This is a genomic window from Legionella lytica (assembly GCF_023921225.1).
Lineage (GTDB): Bacteria > Pseudomonadota > Gammaproteobacteria > Legionellales > Legionellaceae > Legionella > Legionella lytica.
Window position 1 is genome coordinate 1,770,630 of sequence record NZ_CP071527.1, and the last position, 16,518, is coordinate 1,787,147.

Consider the following 16,518-nt stretch of genomic DNA (forward strand, 5'->3'; position numbering starts at 1 on the left):
GTTTGGAGTAAAAATGACTGAGCAAAAAGTAAATCTATTGAATTATAATTATCAGCAAATGCGAGAACTATTGAGTTCATGGGGGGAACAACCTTACCGTGCTCAACAGCTAATCCAATGGATTCATCAAGCTGGCTTAGTCGATTTTGCTCAAATGACCAATCTAGGGAAGGCTTTAAAAGTAAAGCTTTCCCAGCTTTCTTATGTTGCAGTGCCTGAAATCGTTGCTTGTCAAAAATCAAGCGATGGCACTCACAAGTGGTTACTTAAGCTTGATTGTGGTAACTGCATTGAGACAGTATTTATTCCTGAAGCAAACCGAGGAACCCTCTGTGTTTCATCGCAGGTAGGCTGTGCTTTAAATTGTTCTTTTTGCTCAACAGCAAAACAAGGATTTAATCGTAATTTAACTACTGCAGAAATTATTGGACAGGTTTGGCTTGCAGTACGAGAATTATCAGCTAGCCAAGGGGCTCATGACAAACGTGTGACGAATGTGGTTATGATGGGAATGGGTGAGCCCTTACTTAATTTTGATAATGTTGTTTCAGCAATGAATATTATGATGGACGATTTTGCTTATGGTCTATCAAAACGACGTGTAACATTGAGTACATCAGGCGTGTTACCTGATTTAGAGCGTTTAAGAGAAGCCAGTCCAGTAGCGCTAGCTGTTTCATTACATGCTCCTAATGATGAATTACGTAATGAGTTGGTGCCAATTAATAAAAAATATCCTTTGGCGCAGCTTATGGCTTTATGCAAATCTTATTTTAAAGACGAGCCAAGAAGAAAAGTAACTTTTGAATACGTTATGTTAAAAGGGGTGAATGATCAACCCGAACATGCAAATCAATTAATTAAGCTACTGAAAAATGTTCCATCCAAAGTGAATTTAATCCCCTTTAATCCATTTCCTATGGCACACTACGAGCGTTCTCCACAAGAGGCTATTGATGCGTTTAGAGATAAGTTAATTGCTAATGGAATTAATACTATCACACGGAAAACACGCGGTGATGATATTGATGCTGCTTGCGGGCAATTGGCTGGTGAAGTAAAAGACAGAACAAGCCGTTCTCAACGCTGGCAAAAGTTGAATTTTGTATCCAAGCCTGGATCTGAGACTAAAACAGAAGGCAGGGCCTAATGTAGGCTGGGCTGTGTAGCCTGGCAAGCCGGACTTGTACAATTTCTGATGCTAGCTATACAGGCTTAGCCTACATTCATCAATGTAACGGCAAACGAATAAATAAATGCTTAATTTAAAGAGGGTGTATTTATTCGCGATTAAATATTTTTAATTTACCTGTTAGCAGGTATAATGCCGATTCTTTTTTGAATCGTTATGTGAGCATGGTGGTGAAAGCACGTTATTCCTTCGGCATTGCCTTGTGTTTGCTTTTGCAAGCATGTACGCATAATAATGGCGCAAGTGAGCAACAAATACTCAAAAAACCAGATCTTACTAAGGCTGCAGCGTATAACGTTCAACTAGGACTAGGGTATTTAAAACAAGGCGATAGGCCTAGAGCGAAAAAGAAATTACTAACTGCTTTAGAACAAGAGCCAAAATCCGTTGATGCTAATTCAGCCATGGCTTATTATTTTGAGCAAACAAGTGAGCCGTTACAAGCAAAGACTTTTTATTTAAAAGCGTTGTCTTTGGCGGGTAATGCTGGGGCACAACTTAATAATTATGGTGCCTTTTTATGTCGACAGGGCGATTATAAACAGGCAGAGTTTTATTTTTTAAAAGCAGCTGCTGATTTACGCTATGTGCATACTGCAGGAGCTTATGAGAATGCTGGACTTTGTGCTTTATCTGTGGATCAGGTAGAACAAGCTAAGCCGTATTTTATAAAGGCATTAAATCAGGACCCGTCCAGAAAGGTTTCTTTTTACGAATTAGTTAAAATTGAAACTAAGAGTGGGCATAATGCTAGTGCATACGCATTAATACAAAACCATGCGGATTTAGTTTTAAATGATAGGACCTTGTTGTTTTTGGCCAAGGAAGTTGCAGAAAAGGCTGGCCAATATGATGTAGCTGCAATGTATAAACAAACTATTAAAAAAATGGATCCAAATCTCGATATAGGTGGAGCAAATAATGAGTACAATAACCACGCTTGATGATAATACAATCGTTCATGCGATTAATCCCGGAGCACAACTTGCGAGCATACGTGAGCAAAAAGGGTATACAGTAGATTATGTTGCTGATAAGTTGCATTTACGAAGCCGCATTATTGAACTAATAGAAAGTAATGAGTTTAGTTCATTACCTGGGGCAGTCTTTACTAAAGGCTATTTACGTGCCTATGCCAAACTATTAGATGTCTCTCCTGAGCCTTATCTTGCAGTGTTTAATGAGCGTTATGCTCCTGAGAAAAAAACTGATCGGGCTTTATGGCAACAAACGAAGCGTGAGCCTAATAAGGCAGAGCACTTAATTCGATGGGTAACAATTTTATTTGCTTTAGGAGTTATGGTTGCTGTTGGGGTTTGGTGGCAAAAAAACCAAGAAAATCAACAATTGTTTTCTGAGAAAAGTACGCCTACTGATTTATCATTGAATAATAAAGCAATCAATGAAGTAAAACTTACAGATATCTCCAAAATGCAATCAATATTAAATCCTAAACCAGATATGTCTCCATTGGAGAAAACAGGTGGCTGATAAAATCCAAGCAATCCGTGGTATGAATGATGTTTTGCCTGAAAAAACTGCATTATGGCGTTACATTGAGAATACATTTATTACCTGTCTTAGCAATTATGGCTATCAGGAAATTCGTTTTCCTCTAGTAGAAAGCACACAGCTTTTTAAACGGACTATTGGTGAAGTTACCGATATCGTTGAAAAAGAAATGTATACCTTTAATGATTTAAATGGTGACAGCATAACCCTTCGACCTGAAGGAACTGCGGGTTGCGTTCGTGCTTGTCTGGAACATGGATTGTTACACAATCAGCAACAAAAATTATGGTATTTAGGTGCCATGTTTCGTCATGAACGTCCTCAAAAGGGGCGATACAGGCAATTTACCCAATTAGGGGTAGAGACTTTTGGTGTTCCAGGAGCACAAAGCGACATAGAGCTAATTGCTCTATGTCGCAAATTCTGGACTGAATTAGGATTCGCTGATTTAGTTCAATTACAAATTAATACTCTTGGGGAGCTTTCCGAACGCCAAAACTATAAAAATATTTTGGTTGAATACCTCAACGATCATATTGATCTTCTTGATGATGACAGCAAAAGGCGATTAACTCGTAACCCATTGCGTATTTTAGACAGCAAAAATCCTGAAATGCAGCAATTAGTTGCCAATGCACCTAAGTTGATTGACGTGCTTGAAGGAAAAAGCCGTGATCATTTCCAAGCTTTTTGCGCGGGTCTGGATGCATTAGAAATTCCCTATGTTGTGAATCCCGTCTTAGTAAGAGGCCTGGATTATTATGGCCATACCGTGTTTGAATGGGTTACTGACCGTTTAGGGAGCCAGGCAACAATTTGTGCTGGTGGTCGTTATGATATTTTGGTGGAACAATTAGGCGGTAATCCTACCTCAGCTGCAGGTTTTGCATTGGGAGTGGAGCGTATTTATCTGCTGATGGAAACCCTAGAGTTACTGAAACAAGAAGCTAAAGCGAACTCCATATTTATTATTGGCACAAATGAAGAATCGATCGTTAGAGGGCTTGTAATTGCTGAGTCAATTCGTGCAGCATACCCCGCGTTAGAAGTTATTGTAAATACTGCCGGTGGTAGCTTTAAGAGCCAATTTAAGAAAGCTGATAAAAGTGGGGCTCGTTTGGCTTTAGTTTTAGGTGAAGACGAGCTTGCTAATCATAAGGTTAGTATTAAGGATTTACGCACTGGAATGGAACAGATAACTGTGGATCAAACTGCGGTTAATCAGTTTCTAAATGATTATTTGAAATAAGGTTACGTTGAGTTCAGGAGAGTGTTATGTCAGTTTATATGACAGAAGAGGAACAGTTAGAATCGATAAAAAAATGGTGGAAACGCTATGGTAATATAGTTTTCGTTATCATATCGGTAATACTTTTTAGTATTGCTGGCTATCGATATTTCACTTGGCACCAGGGTAAACTGACTCAGCAAGCGTCTATTGCTTATGAGCAAATGATGATTGCTTTATCAAATAATAATACTAAGGCGGTAAAATCTTTCGCTAATGAGCTCATCAAGGACCACAGCAAGTCTGTATATGCTGATGCGGCCCATATGACCCTTGCCAAAGTTTATGTTTCTAAAAATAAGTTGGAGCAGGCTCAAAGTGAATTACGCATTGTGGCAGATAACAGCAAATTGCGTACTTTAAAACAAATAGCGAAGATTCGTCTTGCGCGTATTCTTGTAGCGAATAAATCATATGCTAATGCACTAAGCGAGCTAAGCAAAGTTGAAGATGCTACTTATCTCCCTGTAATTAATGAATTGAAGGGTGATATATACGGCGCTACAGGAAAATACGAAGAGGCGATGAACTCTTATAAGCAAGCGATGGATGAGGTTAAGGTAAATGGAATGGGGAATTTATTTTTAGAAATGAAAACCAATGAAATTGCCGTTAAGACTCAATCGATGATTTCGGATGAAAAGAAGACTCAAGCAGCATAATGAGGTTTAGTTTGATGAAAGTTAAATTAAGTATTTTAGCTCTTTGTGTAGCCATGCAAGGATGTTCAAAAGTTGATGATTACTTATTAGGTAAGGATAATACTCCTAAGCCTAAAGAGTTGGCTGAATTACACGATAAAATTAAAGTAGCGCAGAACTGGTCTGCGCCGGTAGGCAAATCTGCTAAAAATAAAGAGTATTTAAGGCTAAAGCCAGTAATACGCGGAGGCATTATTTATACTGCTGATGCTAGCGGAATAGTACGCGCTGTCAGTAAGCGTGATGGCCAAATTCACTGGACAACCCCATTAAAGCATGGTTTGGTAAGCGGCCCGACTTTGGGCAAAGGCTATTTGGCGGTTGGCACTGATAATGCTTCAGTGGTTCTATTGAATCAGGCTGATGGCAAACAAGTGTGGCAAAAGAAAGTTTCTGGCGAGGTATTATCACCACCAGCAGTGACACACGGTAAAGTAATTGCCAAAACCATTGATGGAAAAGTTTATGCTTTTAATGCAAAAGATGGTAAGCAACTCTGGATGGCAGAACATGGCTCACCTAGTTTGATCTTAAAAGCAAGCTCTTCTCCTGTAGTTGTTGGTGGATTAGTACTAATAGGTTTTTCTGATGGAAAGATGGATGCCTATGATATTAGTAGTGGACGATTAATGTGGCAGCGCAGTATTGCTTATGCATCAGGCGCGAGCGATGTAGAGCAACTGGTTGATATTGATGCAGATCCAATTATTGATGGTAATGTTGCTTATTTGGCTAGCTACCAAGGTTATATTGGTGCTTTATCATTAAGTGATGGGCAATTTATCTGGAAAAAACCAGGCTCAGTTTATAAAAATATGCTGCTAAGTGGTAATACATTGTATGTAAGTGATAGCCATGATGTTATTTGGTCTATTAATAAGCAAAGTGGTCAGGTTAATTGGAAGCAAAAAGTGTTAAAGGCGCGAGGACTAACGGAGCCGGCACTTGTAGGTACTAATTTAGTCGTTGGCGATAAAACAGGGTATTTGCATTTTATCGATCCCCAAAATGGTGAAATGCTGGCTCGGTTTAAGGCGGCAGGTGGGGTAAGTATTTCTCCAAGCGTTACAGGACGAACGCTTTATGTGCTAACTGATAATGGAATACTTAGCAAACTATCTGTGAGTTAATATAATGGTTCCTGTAATTGCGCTGGTTGGGCGTCCTAATGTAGGTAAGTCTACGCTATTTAATCGGTTGACTAAAACCCAAGATGCTCTCGTTGCTGATTTTCCAGGCTTAACGCGTGACAGACAATACGGTCAAGCAGTTCATGGCCTTAAGTCTTATATAGTGGTCGACACGGGTGGCATTGGTGTTGATGATATTGAAGTTGATGGTTTAATGTCAAAACAGTCAACTATAGCCTTAAATGAGGCGGATATAGTTCTTTTTCTAGTTGATGGGCGTTCAGGCTTAACTGGAATCGATGAGAATATCGCCACAAACTTAAGAAAATTAAGCAAAAAGGTACATCTTGTTGTTAATAAAACTGAAGGTATTGATGATGATGTGGCTTGTGCTGATTTCCAATCATTAGGAATTAGTGATATTCATTCGATTTCATCATCGCATGGCAGTGGCATTTATTCATTACTCGATGAGGTTTTGGAGCCATTTGCTCCCCAGGTAGAGGATGAAGTAGGGGAAGAGGACGCGATCAAAATCGCCTTTGCAGGTCGTCCAAACGTAGGCAAATCAACCCTTATTAATCGTATTTTGGGTGAAGAGCGAGTCGTTGTGTATGATATGCCTGGTACAACGCGGGATAGTATTGCTATTCCTTTTACTCGAGATGAAAAACGTTACATCTTAATTGACACGGCTGGTGTGCGTCGTAAGTCACGCATTGATGAAAAAATAGAAAAGTTCTCAGTAATTAAAACTTTACAGGCTATTAAAGAGTCGAATGTTTGTTTACAACTTCTTGATGCTGATGAAGGGATTACAGATCAAGATATGAATTTACTTGGCTTTATTATTGAGTCAGGTAAAGCTTTAGTTATTGCTGTAAATAAGTGGGATGGCAAAGACGAAGAGCATAAGGAAAAAATTAAAAGCGAATTATCGAGAAGATTACATTTTGCCAGCTTTGCTAAAATTAGATTTATTTCAGCACTGCATGGCAGTGGTGTGGGAACTTTATTTAAGGACATTAATGAGGCTTATGCTTCAGCCGTACAGTCCTTTTCTACACCAAGGTTAACTCGTTTATTGCAAGATATTAGTACCAAACATACTCCACCTTGTGTTAGTGGTCGTCGTATCAAGCTTCGTTATGCACATCTTGGTGGGCATAATCCTCCTGTAATCGTTATCCATGGAAATCAGCTTGCTGATTTACCTGATAGTTATCGACGCTATTTAAATAATGAGTTTACCAAGCATTTAGGGTTGGTTGGTACTCCTTTGAAACTTGAATTTAAAGGTGGCTCAAATCCTTTTGCCGAGAAGAAAAATAAACTATCAGAGCGTCAGGTAAATAAGAAAAGACGATTAATGGCTTGGTCTAAAAAGAAAAAAGCAAAGTCAAAAAAGAAGTAATGATTGAGCTGGAAATGTAGCCCGTATTAGCGTAGTGTAATACGGGACACACACTATCTATCCATGCTATTTTATTCTCAATGTTAATACATCACAGGGTGCATGGTTTACTGTTGCATGTGCTGTACTTCCTAGCAACGAGCTTAGCCCGGAAGTTGAATGGCTACCAAGTATGACCAATTGGCAATTCAATTCTTTCACTTTACTAAAGATATGTTCCTTCACGGAGCCAACTTCCACAAATTGTTGTTCGGCTGGGATATGAAGACTCTCACCAAGTAATGATAAAACCGTTTGTGCATCATCTTTGGTCGGGTTTACTAATTCAGTAAATCCAAGCCCCTGAGCTAACTGAAAACTGGCAGGTAGCTCAATTACATGTAAAAGATATAATTGGGCATTAAGTTGTTTTGCTATTTCCACTGCTTTTTCAGCGAGATGGCTATGTTCTTTAAGTAAGTCCGTAGCAAATAAGATATTGTTATACATGGCATCCCTCGCAGTTAATATGTTCTTTATTTTGAAGTGTAGTCGATTTAGGCTGAGTGGTAAACGTTTATGGAGAAGTGGTTAATGTGAATTAAGAGGATAAATAATGTAGATTGGGCCCATGGCCGATATTTCCTCTTAAAAAGAAGAAGTATTAATGATGGCATCTAATTTTAATGAGCAGATGAGAAACGTCAGGCCAGGGGCCCGACCTACAATAGTACTATTTTGATAGTAATCAGTAGTTGTAATCAGGTAGTGTATTTACTGATGATCCGCTTATACCAGCTCGTCACAAAGAGCTTCTTGTTCTATTGTCTCTGTAAGGAGGGAGGGTAGAATTGTAATGTGAGGCTTATTTTTCATCAGCATATTTATTAAATTAATTCCACACACCTCAGAAAGTGGCTGGAGCACAAAATCTCTTGATGTAATATAAGGATGAGGAATTGTCAGATTATTAATCTGAATTGTTCTATCGCCATAAGTAAGGATATCTATATCAATAATCCTGGGCCCCCAACGTTTTTTGCGTACCCGGCCTTGCTGTTTTTCAATTTTTTGGCAGGCTCTTAATAACTGTAAAGGCGCTAAGCTAGTACGGATTTCAACTACTGCATTACAAAAATCTTGTTGGCCTTGTAAACCCCAAGCCTTAGTCCAATGAAAACGCGATACTTTAGTTAGTGAGGTAGATCTTAAGGCACTGATGGCACGGATGGCACATCGGAGTTGGCGTTCAGGTGATTTTTGATTTGAACCCAACCCGAGATAACATATATTCATTTTGGTGTAGTGGCTTTAGGTTTTCTACGACGTCTGCTTTTTTTGGCTGGTGAGCCGGCATTAAGTTCCGCCACCATTTTATTACGAACCTCCTCACTTGCCTCTTGGAATGAGGTCCACCATTGTGCCAGTTCCATTGACTCGTCGCCTGCCAGCGCGCGCAAGGCCATGAAATCATAAGCAGCTCTAAATCGTGGATGCTGTAATAAGTTAAATGCTCTACCACCCAAGCGTTTGACGAAACGGTACTGTAATAACCATATTTCTCGAATAATCTGGGTGTAACGCTTAGGAATTGAAATGATTTTATTTTGTTCTGCAATAACAATAGACATCGCTTTTTCTACAGCAGGTAAGGGGTCCATACCGGAGCTTTGTAATTGTTTTGAGCGCTCAATCATTGGGAACCATAAGATCACTGCAAACAAAAAGGCAGGAGTTACTGGTTTGTCATCCTGAATTCGCGTATCTGTATTTTCAAGGGCAATCGCTAATAAGGCATTAACAGGGTACTGGCTATTAAATAGAGCGTTTGTTTGGGGGCATAAGTGCTGGAATAAGCCATATTGCATCAGTAATTTCTGTACGGTTTCAGCATTTCCACACTGATACAACTTAGTCATTTCATCGAATAAACGAGAGTTAGAGACATGTGTAATCAATGAACTAATTTCAGGAAATGGGGCTTCAGTCTCTGGAGCTAGATTAAAATGCAATTTGGCACTAAATCGTATGGCGCGCAGCATTCTTACTGGATCTTCCTTATAACGGGTTACGGGATCGCCAATCATGCGGATAAGTTTATCCTGAACGTCCTTAACACCGCCTGTAAAGTCAATAATAGATGAATCCACTACGTTATAATAGAGCGAATTTATGGTGAAATCGCGCCGCCAGGCATCTTCATCCAAAGAGCCAAAGGTATTATCACGAACCAGCATACCACGCTCATTTGTCTGTTGGCTTTCATCAAGTGCAGCATGGCCACGAAAGGTCGCTACTTCAATAATTTCACGATGAAAAAGCACATGAACTAGCTTAAATCGGCGACCAATAATGCGCCCGTTGCGAAATAAGCTTTTGATTTGATTTGGTGTTGCATTAGTCGCAACATCAAAATCTTTGGGGGCTTTATTAAGTAAAAGATCACGAACACTGCCACCAACAATGTATGCTTGAAATCCACTTCCATTTAAGCGGTTAAGTACTTTTAGTGCATTACTGCTAATGTCCGCCTTTGAAATGGAATGATGATTCCTTGGAATGATGTAAGCTGTACTAACAGGATCTGTATTAGCCCTGTTTCTCTTAAGCAGCTTTTTGATAAATTTGATGATTGTAGTTTCTCACATAATTAGACAAAACTAGATAATTATAACGAAGCAAATCAATAAAGTGAATCTTTTGTATTTAGAAACAGTCCTCAAATATGAAATTTATTTCAAAATAGATAGAAGTGGATTAAAGAAGCCATTTTTAATATACAAAAAGAACATCATGCGCTCTTTATAGGCATTTCTATGCTATGATCTCTATATCAAATACCTAATTATTATTTGACCAAGTTTTCTAATTTAAATTCAAGATCTGGGAATTCATTTGTATGCCATTAACCACAATAGACCTTATTAAAGCTGTGAAAGATAGATCCCTCGAGTCTATTGATACTCCGAAAAAAGTTTCGGGCTCCATAAGCGAGACGCGTTTTTACTTAGATTTTGTTTCTAATAAAATGAAAGAGTATGAGGCAAAAAAATATCCAACCCCCCTTTATAAGTACAATAAGATGTCGCTCACAGTTGATGAAGGAAGAAAAGAGACTACTCATGTTACTTATAGTGGCGCGCCTGTTGATGAATTTAGACATTTGTATACATTTGAAGACAACGCACTTGTTGTGCGTAAGCTTAGCGTCATTGCCGGCATATTAAATGCTTTAGAATTTGCAAATCTAGAAGATGGGTTCCTTGGCATCAACAATGAAGGGCAACTAAAGTCTATTCTTGAATTACTGGGTGAACAGTTAAACATTGGTGGGTTGCTCTTTCCTGACAAAACAGATATGAATGTTTTTATTAACAACTTAGTGACTTTAATTTCCACGAAAACGAATACAGATCCCAAAAGGATTATTAGTGATATTCGTACGGCAGAGCGCTATTTTGTTGCTGACTATAAGCGTGATCAGATATTTATTAATGAGATAAAAATTAATTCTGAAAAAACTATTTTTCAAGTGGATCAGTATCTGGGTAATCAGCTTACTATAAATCAAAAAAGGGAGTTTGTGAGTATTCATGTGTTGCCGAAAGAGAATAGGCCTTTATGGTTTAGGGGACTCTCTTCTTGGGAGCAAACTTGGTTACTTAAACATGTGCCAGCTACTTTAGATGTATCTTGGGCTGAGTTTGAAGGGTTAAGCCAATCCTCTGCCATGTCACATATCCCTGGTATACAAAATGCTCGTATGAACTCTTTAGTAACTTTTGATGGTAAGGAATATACTTTATTATCACGTAGTTTTAAAACCAGTACTATGGTTCCTTATGAATTGCATGTAGCTAAAAAGGATCGAGGCTTTTATGTAAAACAAACTGCAGAACAGGTTTTAGGCTATTTAAGTCGAGAGGTAACCCGAGATTTTGAGCAAATTTGGGCTGGTCTAGGAGCTAATGGGCGGTTTCGTCCTTTAGTTTTTGTGCAATCGCTCCTGAGTGATACAGTGATTGATAGATTGGTTGCAACGGCTGATACGCGTTTAACGAGAGAACAAAGAAGAGCAATTCAAGAAATCAGTTTAAGTGGTACTTATCCAGGAGTAACTATTGTTACGGGTAATGATCCAATGAATTTCTTGCGATTCGGTGATGCATTGTCTGGAGGCTTATCCAAAAAGCTTAATCGTTGGGCTCATACTGATTCCATTCTCGCTTATGGGAAACAATTTATTGCATATCTTGAGTTAGAGCTTGCTAAAAATACACTTAATGCGGACCAAGCTGCTCGATTGACTTTGATAAAGGCGGCACAACAAGAAATTAATAACCTGCGAAATGAGAATTTTATTGGCCAAGGTGGAGAGCGCAATTTCGTTGCTTTTAAAGCGGCATACACCAGTGTTTTTGTAGAGTCCATGGGAGGGCTCGTTTCTACAAACTGTAAAAGTGGTAAGGATAGAACGGGGGTTGAAGAGCTCTATAAAAATGCAATGATTTATTATTATTCAATTTATGGAGTTTTGCCTAAATTTGATGATGAAGGAGTGGCACGTAAAAATTTTGTAGATATTTTTGTGCATCTTTTTAATAGCATGAAAGCTCAGGAAACTGCCGCTGGAAATACACCTGGTTCCCTTGGGTTGAAGTTGGATCCTACCATGCTTTGCTCGGATATTCGGGCGGCGTTACAGACATATAATATATCCATTGCTTTAGCAAATTTGAATAAGCCACCATTATTTGTTGAAAGTGAAACAAAATCAGTTAAATTACGTAAAGTATCAATCTCATCATTTAACGCAAAAACCAAACCTATTGATTTAGTAAAACAACTTGAAAAAGATGTAACTTCTTTTGCTAAATTACATCCTGTTGCGGATAAGCTAATGCCTTTTACTAGTTTTAGGAAAAGTGTCGTTGAATACGGTGCTGAACCAGGTATGTTAACACCATTACGTGAACATTTTGCAGAAATTCAAGATGATGTTAATGATCTAGAACTTTTGACTAAAACTTTAAGTGAGTTTACACAAGAAGTAAGAGATTTTATTAATAGTTTTACCAAAGCTAATCCTAATTTGAATGAAAAACAAAAGCGAAGCATGAAACAACTTGATTTGCTATTACAAATAATTGCAAATGGAGAAGAGTTATTTTTTAAAAGTTATGACTTAATGAGTACTGTGCAAGTTCTTAAGTTTAGTACCCTAACTAAATTAAAGGCACAATTTGCAGAGCATAAACAGCTACTTTTAGCTAATCACACCAAAGAAGAAACCGCAATATCCAGTCCAAGAATATCAGATAATCCGCATACCTATTTCATCTCTCCGGGTAGTGGAAAGGTGCGGGATTTTATCAAGCAATATAACGAATTATCAAAAGAAGGGAATACCCCGATAATTAGCCCCACTCCAGGCTCATCTGGTGCTAAGGTGAAATAAGGGGCGGGTTCATGATAAATATGCTCACCTGACTTCCGCGGGAAGTTCAGGTGGTTGGGCGTTGATAAGATATTAAAGCAATCCAGCCAGGAGCTATAATCTAAACCATCGTTGATTGGCTTCTCCCTCTTCTGCAGCCATGCTATTATTACTTAATATATGGATGTCCGGAATATAGCTAGCTGCTATGGTATTATTACTCCAGCGCTCGGCATCCCAATGTACAAAGTCCAGGACTTGATAACCTTTTGTTTTGAGTTTTTGAATCGCATCATCACGATATAGTTCATATTCTTCTTCACTCCCATCAATTCCATATAAAAGGTCTGCAATTTTAAATATATAGATAGGATTTTCTGGGGCTAAGCGAGCTGCTTTTTCAAAATGACTCCGATATTCCTCACCTAAACTGAAGAACAGAATTATATCTGCCAGAGTAAAATGGGCTTGAGCAAGTATTAGCCTTTGTTTTGAGTCATCAATAGGTGTCAATAATTCAATGACCCGAAGTAGTGATGAACGGATTTGAGCAAAATTAGTTTGGTGTTCCTCCTTATGTCTCCTTTGCTCATCCGTATCGCAGTCATAGGTGACGCCAACCTTAATTTTTGCACTTATATAAGCTATTTGGCTCATTAAGCCTTTGGCTAATGCTTTTTGATGCCGCTTCCGTTCTAAATCTGTTTTGGGAAAACAGCCATCAAGTAATCGGATTGCTTTATTGATCACTTCCAATTGACCTTTGTGATTTTCTGCATCCGAATCAATGAGTAATTGAGCATAAAGCCTTCTGTGAGTGTAATAAACTTCCATATAGGCGTCGGGTAATAAAGTGGCTGCCTTTTTCTTGGCATATAAGCTATCCAGATAATTTTTTTCTGCTTTATCCCATAGCTTATTCTCTCGTTGATCTGCACCTTGCTCGTAGAGTGCTTCACCGACATTATCAAAATGCTGGGCTAAAGTTTCTAGTTGTTGATGAGGAAATTGAACTATCTTGTGGTGTTTTTCAAATAATGCATATGCCTCATCATATTTTTTAGTCTGTACTAAAAGCATGAATACTTTATCAGGATTATGCTCTGCCAAGTGGGAATCATAATGTGCGGCAAGCGCGATATTTTGTATGGTATTATTTTCTTGCAGAATATGTTGCGCTAATTTTAATGCTAAAGGTGTATCTTGTATAAGATAGCGAACGTGCTGTTGTGCTGTAAATCGCTCAACCAAGTATTTAACGGCTCTATCTACGTCCAAGAGTTGATTAATCAAATTAAATGCATCATCAAATTCTTTGTGCTCTAGGTGATGCTCAATATATAAATTTAACTCTTTATTATAAGCAATAGGGTCAATCTGCCGTGCCCGCTCAAGAAGTAATTGTGCTTTGGGTTTTGCAGAGCTAATTAAGCTCATCCCATAAAAGAAGCTTCCTTTTTCAGCCTTGGCTGCCTTGATATAGTGCTCTGCCATTTTTTGAGCATAAAGACTGTGCTTAGGATAGCTGTATTTGGGCTCGGCGAAATGTTTTTGTAAATTACTGAGATTAATACTTTGCACCGGTTCAAGAGCGGTGATAGTAGCCTCAACTAAATCTTTATTTTGTGGATCAAGCAACGGTATTTCTTCAGGTAAGTTCAGTCTTTTTAGGGTTTGGCCGAAAGCATAATTTGCGTATAGATACTTCGATGTATATGGGACAATAAGATTATTGTAATCTAGTATGAGTCTTTGTTGTAGGGCATTTGTGGTTTGTGGATTTTTAGTCTGTGTATCAACAAGGTCTAAGTATTCAGCCGGTAATGAATAATAGTGCATTTGCCTGACAACGGATTGGTCATAACCACGCAAATAGCCGTAATACGCTAACTTTTCTAGACTAAATTGAACTTTTTCTGTTTGACAATGATTGTCAAAGCCCAGCCAACCTTTAAAACTTTGAAATGCATACATAAACCAGTTGGTAGGTTCTATCACATAACCATTGGTATAAATGTATTTACTTGTAGTTAATGCGTGCCAATGTTGAAAATATTGTGCGTCATTATGTTGAAAGGAAATGATATCAGGATAATATACTAAATAACTTAACAACGATTTGGGGAGTTTAAAAAGTAAATCATAGCGAATTGACATAATAACATGCCTTCTCATGTGTCATTGAGAACAAAAAGAGATCTAATTATATGATTTTTGTATGCTCAATTGCAAGATAATAAAGGTTCAGATGTTTTTATGATATCTTATAAACATGATCTTCGCAGTGAATAGTGCGAAGTTTGGTATCATAATTAAATTATTTATTAATCAGAGAGATAGATGGAATTTTTAGATATTATTACAAGTTTAATTGTCCTAGTGATCTTAGAGGTGGTCCTAGGAATAGATAATCTGGTTATTCTCTCCATTTTGACGGAAAAATTACCTGTTCACCAACGAAAAAAAGCGCGGCGTTGGGGACTTACTTTTTCTTGGGTAACGCGATTAATGTTGCTTGGATTAGCGGTTAACCTGATTCGGTTGACTAGACCTCTAATTACGATTAGCGAATTTTCTCTTTCAATGCGAGATATATTTTTAATACTTGGCGGGGCGTTTTTAATTTGGAAGGCTACCGATGAAATTCATCAGGATGTGATAGCCGATGATGCTGACGAAGCAGAAAAAAATGAAATGACTTCTGCCAAAGCAAGTTTTAACATCGTGATCTTTCAAGTAGGGGTGATGGATATTATTTTCTCCTTAGACAGTGTCTTGACGGCGGTAGGGCTAACTTCGCGCTTTTGGGTTATGGCTTTTGCAATCACATGCGCTATTTTAATTATGATTTTTGCCAGTGAATGGGTTAGTGCGTTTATAAAAAAACACCCAACTATTAAAATGTTGGCTTTAAGTTATTTAATTTTAATTGGTATGGTACTTGTTGCTGATGGCTTGTCTTTCCATATCCCACGTGGGTATCTCTATTTTGCAATGGGATTCTCATTAGCTGTGGAATCTTTGAATTTAATCAAACACTCTCGAAAACGAGGGAAAAAAACTTCAGGACGTTAATTTATGTTGTACGTTAAGGCTTTTCATATTATTGCCATGGTAGCTTGGTTTGCTGGTTTGTTTTATCTGCCACGATTATTTGTTTATCATGCAGATACACAGGATGAAACCAGTAATGAACGTTTTAAAATTATGGAGCGTCGGTTGTATTATGGAATCACTTGGCCTGCGGCGCTACTTACCACAGTTCTTGGGCTCTGGTTATTAAGTTACAACCCGAATTACTATTTGAAAGCGGGCTGGATGCACGCGAAACTAACGTTGGTGTTAATTTTATGGGGTTATCATTTGTTGTGTGGGCATTATCGAAAAGTTTTTGCGCAAGATAAAAATCAAAAAAGTTCACGTTTCTTTCGTATTTATAATGAAATGCCAACGTTGCTGTTGGTAGGAATCGTTTTATTGGTCGTGGTGAAATAACAGAGCTTGTGGGTTGGGCCCATGGCCCAACATTGATTTCTGGTGCGGATCGATGTCTTGCCAGGGAAGGCCCCAATCTATTTTAAACAGCAGTCAATCAGAGGAAAATTCGCTGTGCTCATAGTTCTCAGTTGTAAGCAATCAGGCTACAGTAGATTGTGCTATGAGTTATTTTAATCCATTTCCACCATATCAAAATCTTCTTTACCCGCGCCACAATCAGGGCAAAACCAGTTTTCGGGCACATCTTCCCAACGAGTGCCTGGCTCAATGCCATCTTCAGGCCAACCTTCGGCTTCGTCATAGATGAATCCGCAAATGACGCAGATGTATTTTTTATATTCTTGCATAATCGTCGATACCCATTAAA

The 16,518-nt window shown here is 38.3% G+C and carries 15 protein-coding genes; 10 read left to right on the top strand and 5 right to left on the bottom strand.

Annotated elements, in window-relative coordinates:
- The first annotated feature begins 13 nt into the window (after positions 1 to 13).
- The 7 genes from rlmN to der all read left to right on the top strand — a co-directional run bounded on the left by rlmN (position 14) and on the right by der (position 7,237).
- Positions 14 to 1,150 (top strand): 23S rRNA (adenine(2503)-C(2))-methyltransferase RlmN, encoded by a 1,137-nt coding sequence (gene rlmN, locus J2N86_RS07880; protein WP_252578825.1) that lies wholly within the window; start codon positions 14 to 16, stop codon positions 1,148 to 1,150.
- A gap of 206 nt (positions 1,151 to 1,356) precedes the next feature.
- Positions 1,357 to 2,136, top strand: coding sequence for a type IV pilus biogenesis/stability protein PilW (gene pilW, locus J2N86_RS07885; RefSeq protein ID WP_252582420.1), 780 nt, complete (start codon positions 1,357 to 1,359; stop codon positions 2,134 to 2,136).
- Complete coding sequence (locus J2N86_RS07890; RefSeq protein ID WP_252578827.1) at positions 2,114 to 2,683, top strand: helix-turn-helix domain-containing protein; 570 nt, start codon at positions 2,114 to 2,116, stop codon at positions 2,681 to 2,683. Before pilW ends, J2N86_RS07890 begins: the two co-directional genes overlap by 23 nt.
- Before the next feature lie 22 nt (positions 2,684 to 2,705).
- Positions 2,706 to 3,953 carry a histidine--tRNA ligase gene (hisS, locus tag J2N86_RS07895; protein WP_252582422.1) on the top strand — a complete coding sequence of 416 codons (1,248 nt, stop codon included), beginning with the start codon at positions 2,706 to 2,708 and terminating at the stop codon, positions 3,951 to 3,953.
- Between the two features lie 26 nt (positions 3,954 to 3,979).
- Positions 3,980 to 4,654 carry a YfgM family protein gene (locus J2N86_RS07900; RefSeq protein WP_252578829.1) on the top strand — a complete coding sequence of 225 codons (675 nt, stop codon included), beginning with the start codon at positions 3,980 to 3,982 and terminating at the stop codon, positions 4,652 to 4,654.
- Between the two features lie 14 nt (positions 4,655 to 4,668).
- Positions 4,669 to 5,823: an outer membrane protein assembly factor BamB gene (gene bamB / locus J2N86_RS07905; protein ID WP_252578832.1), complete on the top strand. Its 1,155-nt coding sequence runs from the start codon at positions 4,669 to 4,671 to the stop codon at positions 5,821 to 5,823.
- Between the two features lie 4 nt (positions 5,824 to 5,827).
- Positions 5,828 to 7,237: a ribosome biogenesis GTPase Der gene (der, locus tag J2N86_RS07910; RefSeq protein ID WP_252578833.1), complete on the top strand. Its 1,410-nt coding sequence runs from the start codon at positions 5,828 to 5,830 to the stop codon at positions 7,235 to 7,237.
- Between the two features lie 66 nt (positions 7,238 to 7,303).
- Here der and J2N86_RS07915 read toward each other — a convergent pair whose 3' ends face one another.
- The 3 genes from J2N86_RS07915 to pcnB all read right to left on the bottom strand — a co-directional run bounded on the left by J2N86_RS07915 (position 7,304) and on the right by pcnB (position 9,828).
- Positions 7,304 to 7,726 carry a universal stress protein gene (locus J2N86_RS07915; protein WP_252578835.1) on the bottom strand — a complete coding sequence of 141 codons (423 nt, stop codon included), beginning with the start codon at positions 7,724 to 7,726 and terminating at the stop codon, positions 7,304 to 7,306.
- A 279-nt stretch (positions 7,727 to 8,005) separates the two neighbouring features.
- Entirely contained in the window at positions 8,006 to 8,512 is a 507-nt protein-coding gene (gene folK / locus J2N86_RS07920) for a 2-amino-4-hydroxy-6-hydroxymethyldihydropteridine diphosphokinase (protein ID WP_252578837.1), read from the bottom strand.
- Complete coding sequence (pcnB, locus tag J2N86_RS07925) at positions 8,509 to 9,828, bottom strand: polynucleotide adenylyltransferase PcnB (protein WP_252582424.1); 1,320 nt, start codon at positions 9,826 to 9,828, stop codon at positions 8,509 to 8,511. The genes folK and pcnB overlap by 4 nt, the downstream gene beginning before the upstream one ends.
- A gap of 287 nt (positions 9,829 to 10,115) precedes the next feature.
- On the opposite strand from pcnB, the gene J2N86_RS07930 reads away from it, so the two are divergent.
- Complete coding sequence (locus tag J2N86_RS07930) at positions 10,116 to 12,674, top strand: hypothetical protein (protein WP_252578839.1); 2,559 nt, start codon at positions 10,116 to 10,118, stop codon at positions 12,672 to 12,674.
- Positions 12,675 to 12,767: 93 nt separating this feature from the next.
- Here J2N86_RS07930 and J2N86_RS07935 read toward each other — a convergent pair whose 3' ends face one another.
- Complete coding sequence (locus J2N86_RS07935) at positions 12,768 to 14,810, bottom strand: hypothetical protein (protein WP_252578841.1); 2,043 nt, start codon at positions 14,808 to 14,810, stop codon at positions 12,768 to 12,770.
- 183 nt (positions 14,811 to 14,993) lie between these two features.
- Between J2N86_RS07935 and J2N86_RS07940 the strand changes: the two genes are divergently transcribed.
- Both J2N86_RS07940 and hemJ read left to right on the top strand, forming a co-directional pair.
- On the top strand, positions 14,994 to 15,728 hold the full coding sequence (locus tag J2N86_RS07940) for a TerC family protein (RefSeq protein ID WP_252578843.1): 735 nt from the start codon (positions 14,994 to 14,996) through the stop codon (positions 15,726 to 15,728).
- Positions 15,729 to 15,731: 3 nt separating this feature from the next.
- Complete coding sequence (gene hemJ / locus J2N86_RS07945; protein WP_252578845.1) at positions 15,732 to 16,148, top strand: protoporphyrinogen oxidase HemJ; 417 nt, start codon at positions 15,732 to 15,734, stop codon at positions 16,146 to 16,148.
- 173 nt (positions 16,149 to 16,321) lie between these two features.
- On the opposite strand, the gene J2N86_RS07950 is transcribed toward hemJ, so the two are convergent.
- The gene (locus J2N86_RS07950; RefSeq protein ID WP_058535029.1) at positions 16,322 to 16,498 is read right to left on the bottom strand and encodes a rubredoxin; all 177 of its coding nucleotides are present in this window, start codon (positions 16,496 to 16,498) and stop codon (positions 16,322 to 16,324) included.
- Positions 16,499 to 16,518: the final 20 nt, after the last annotated feature.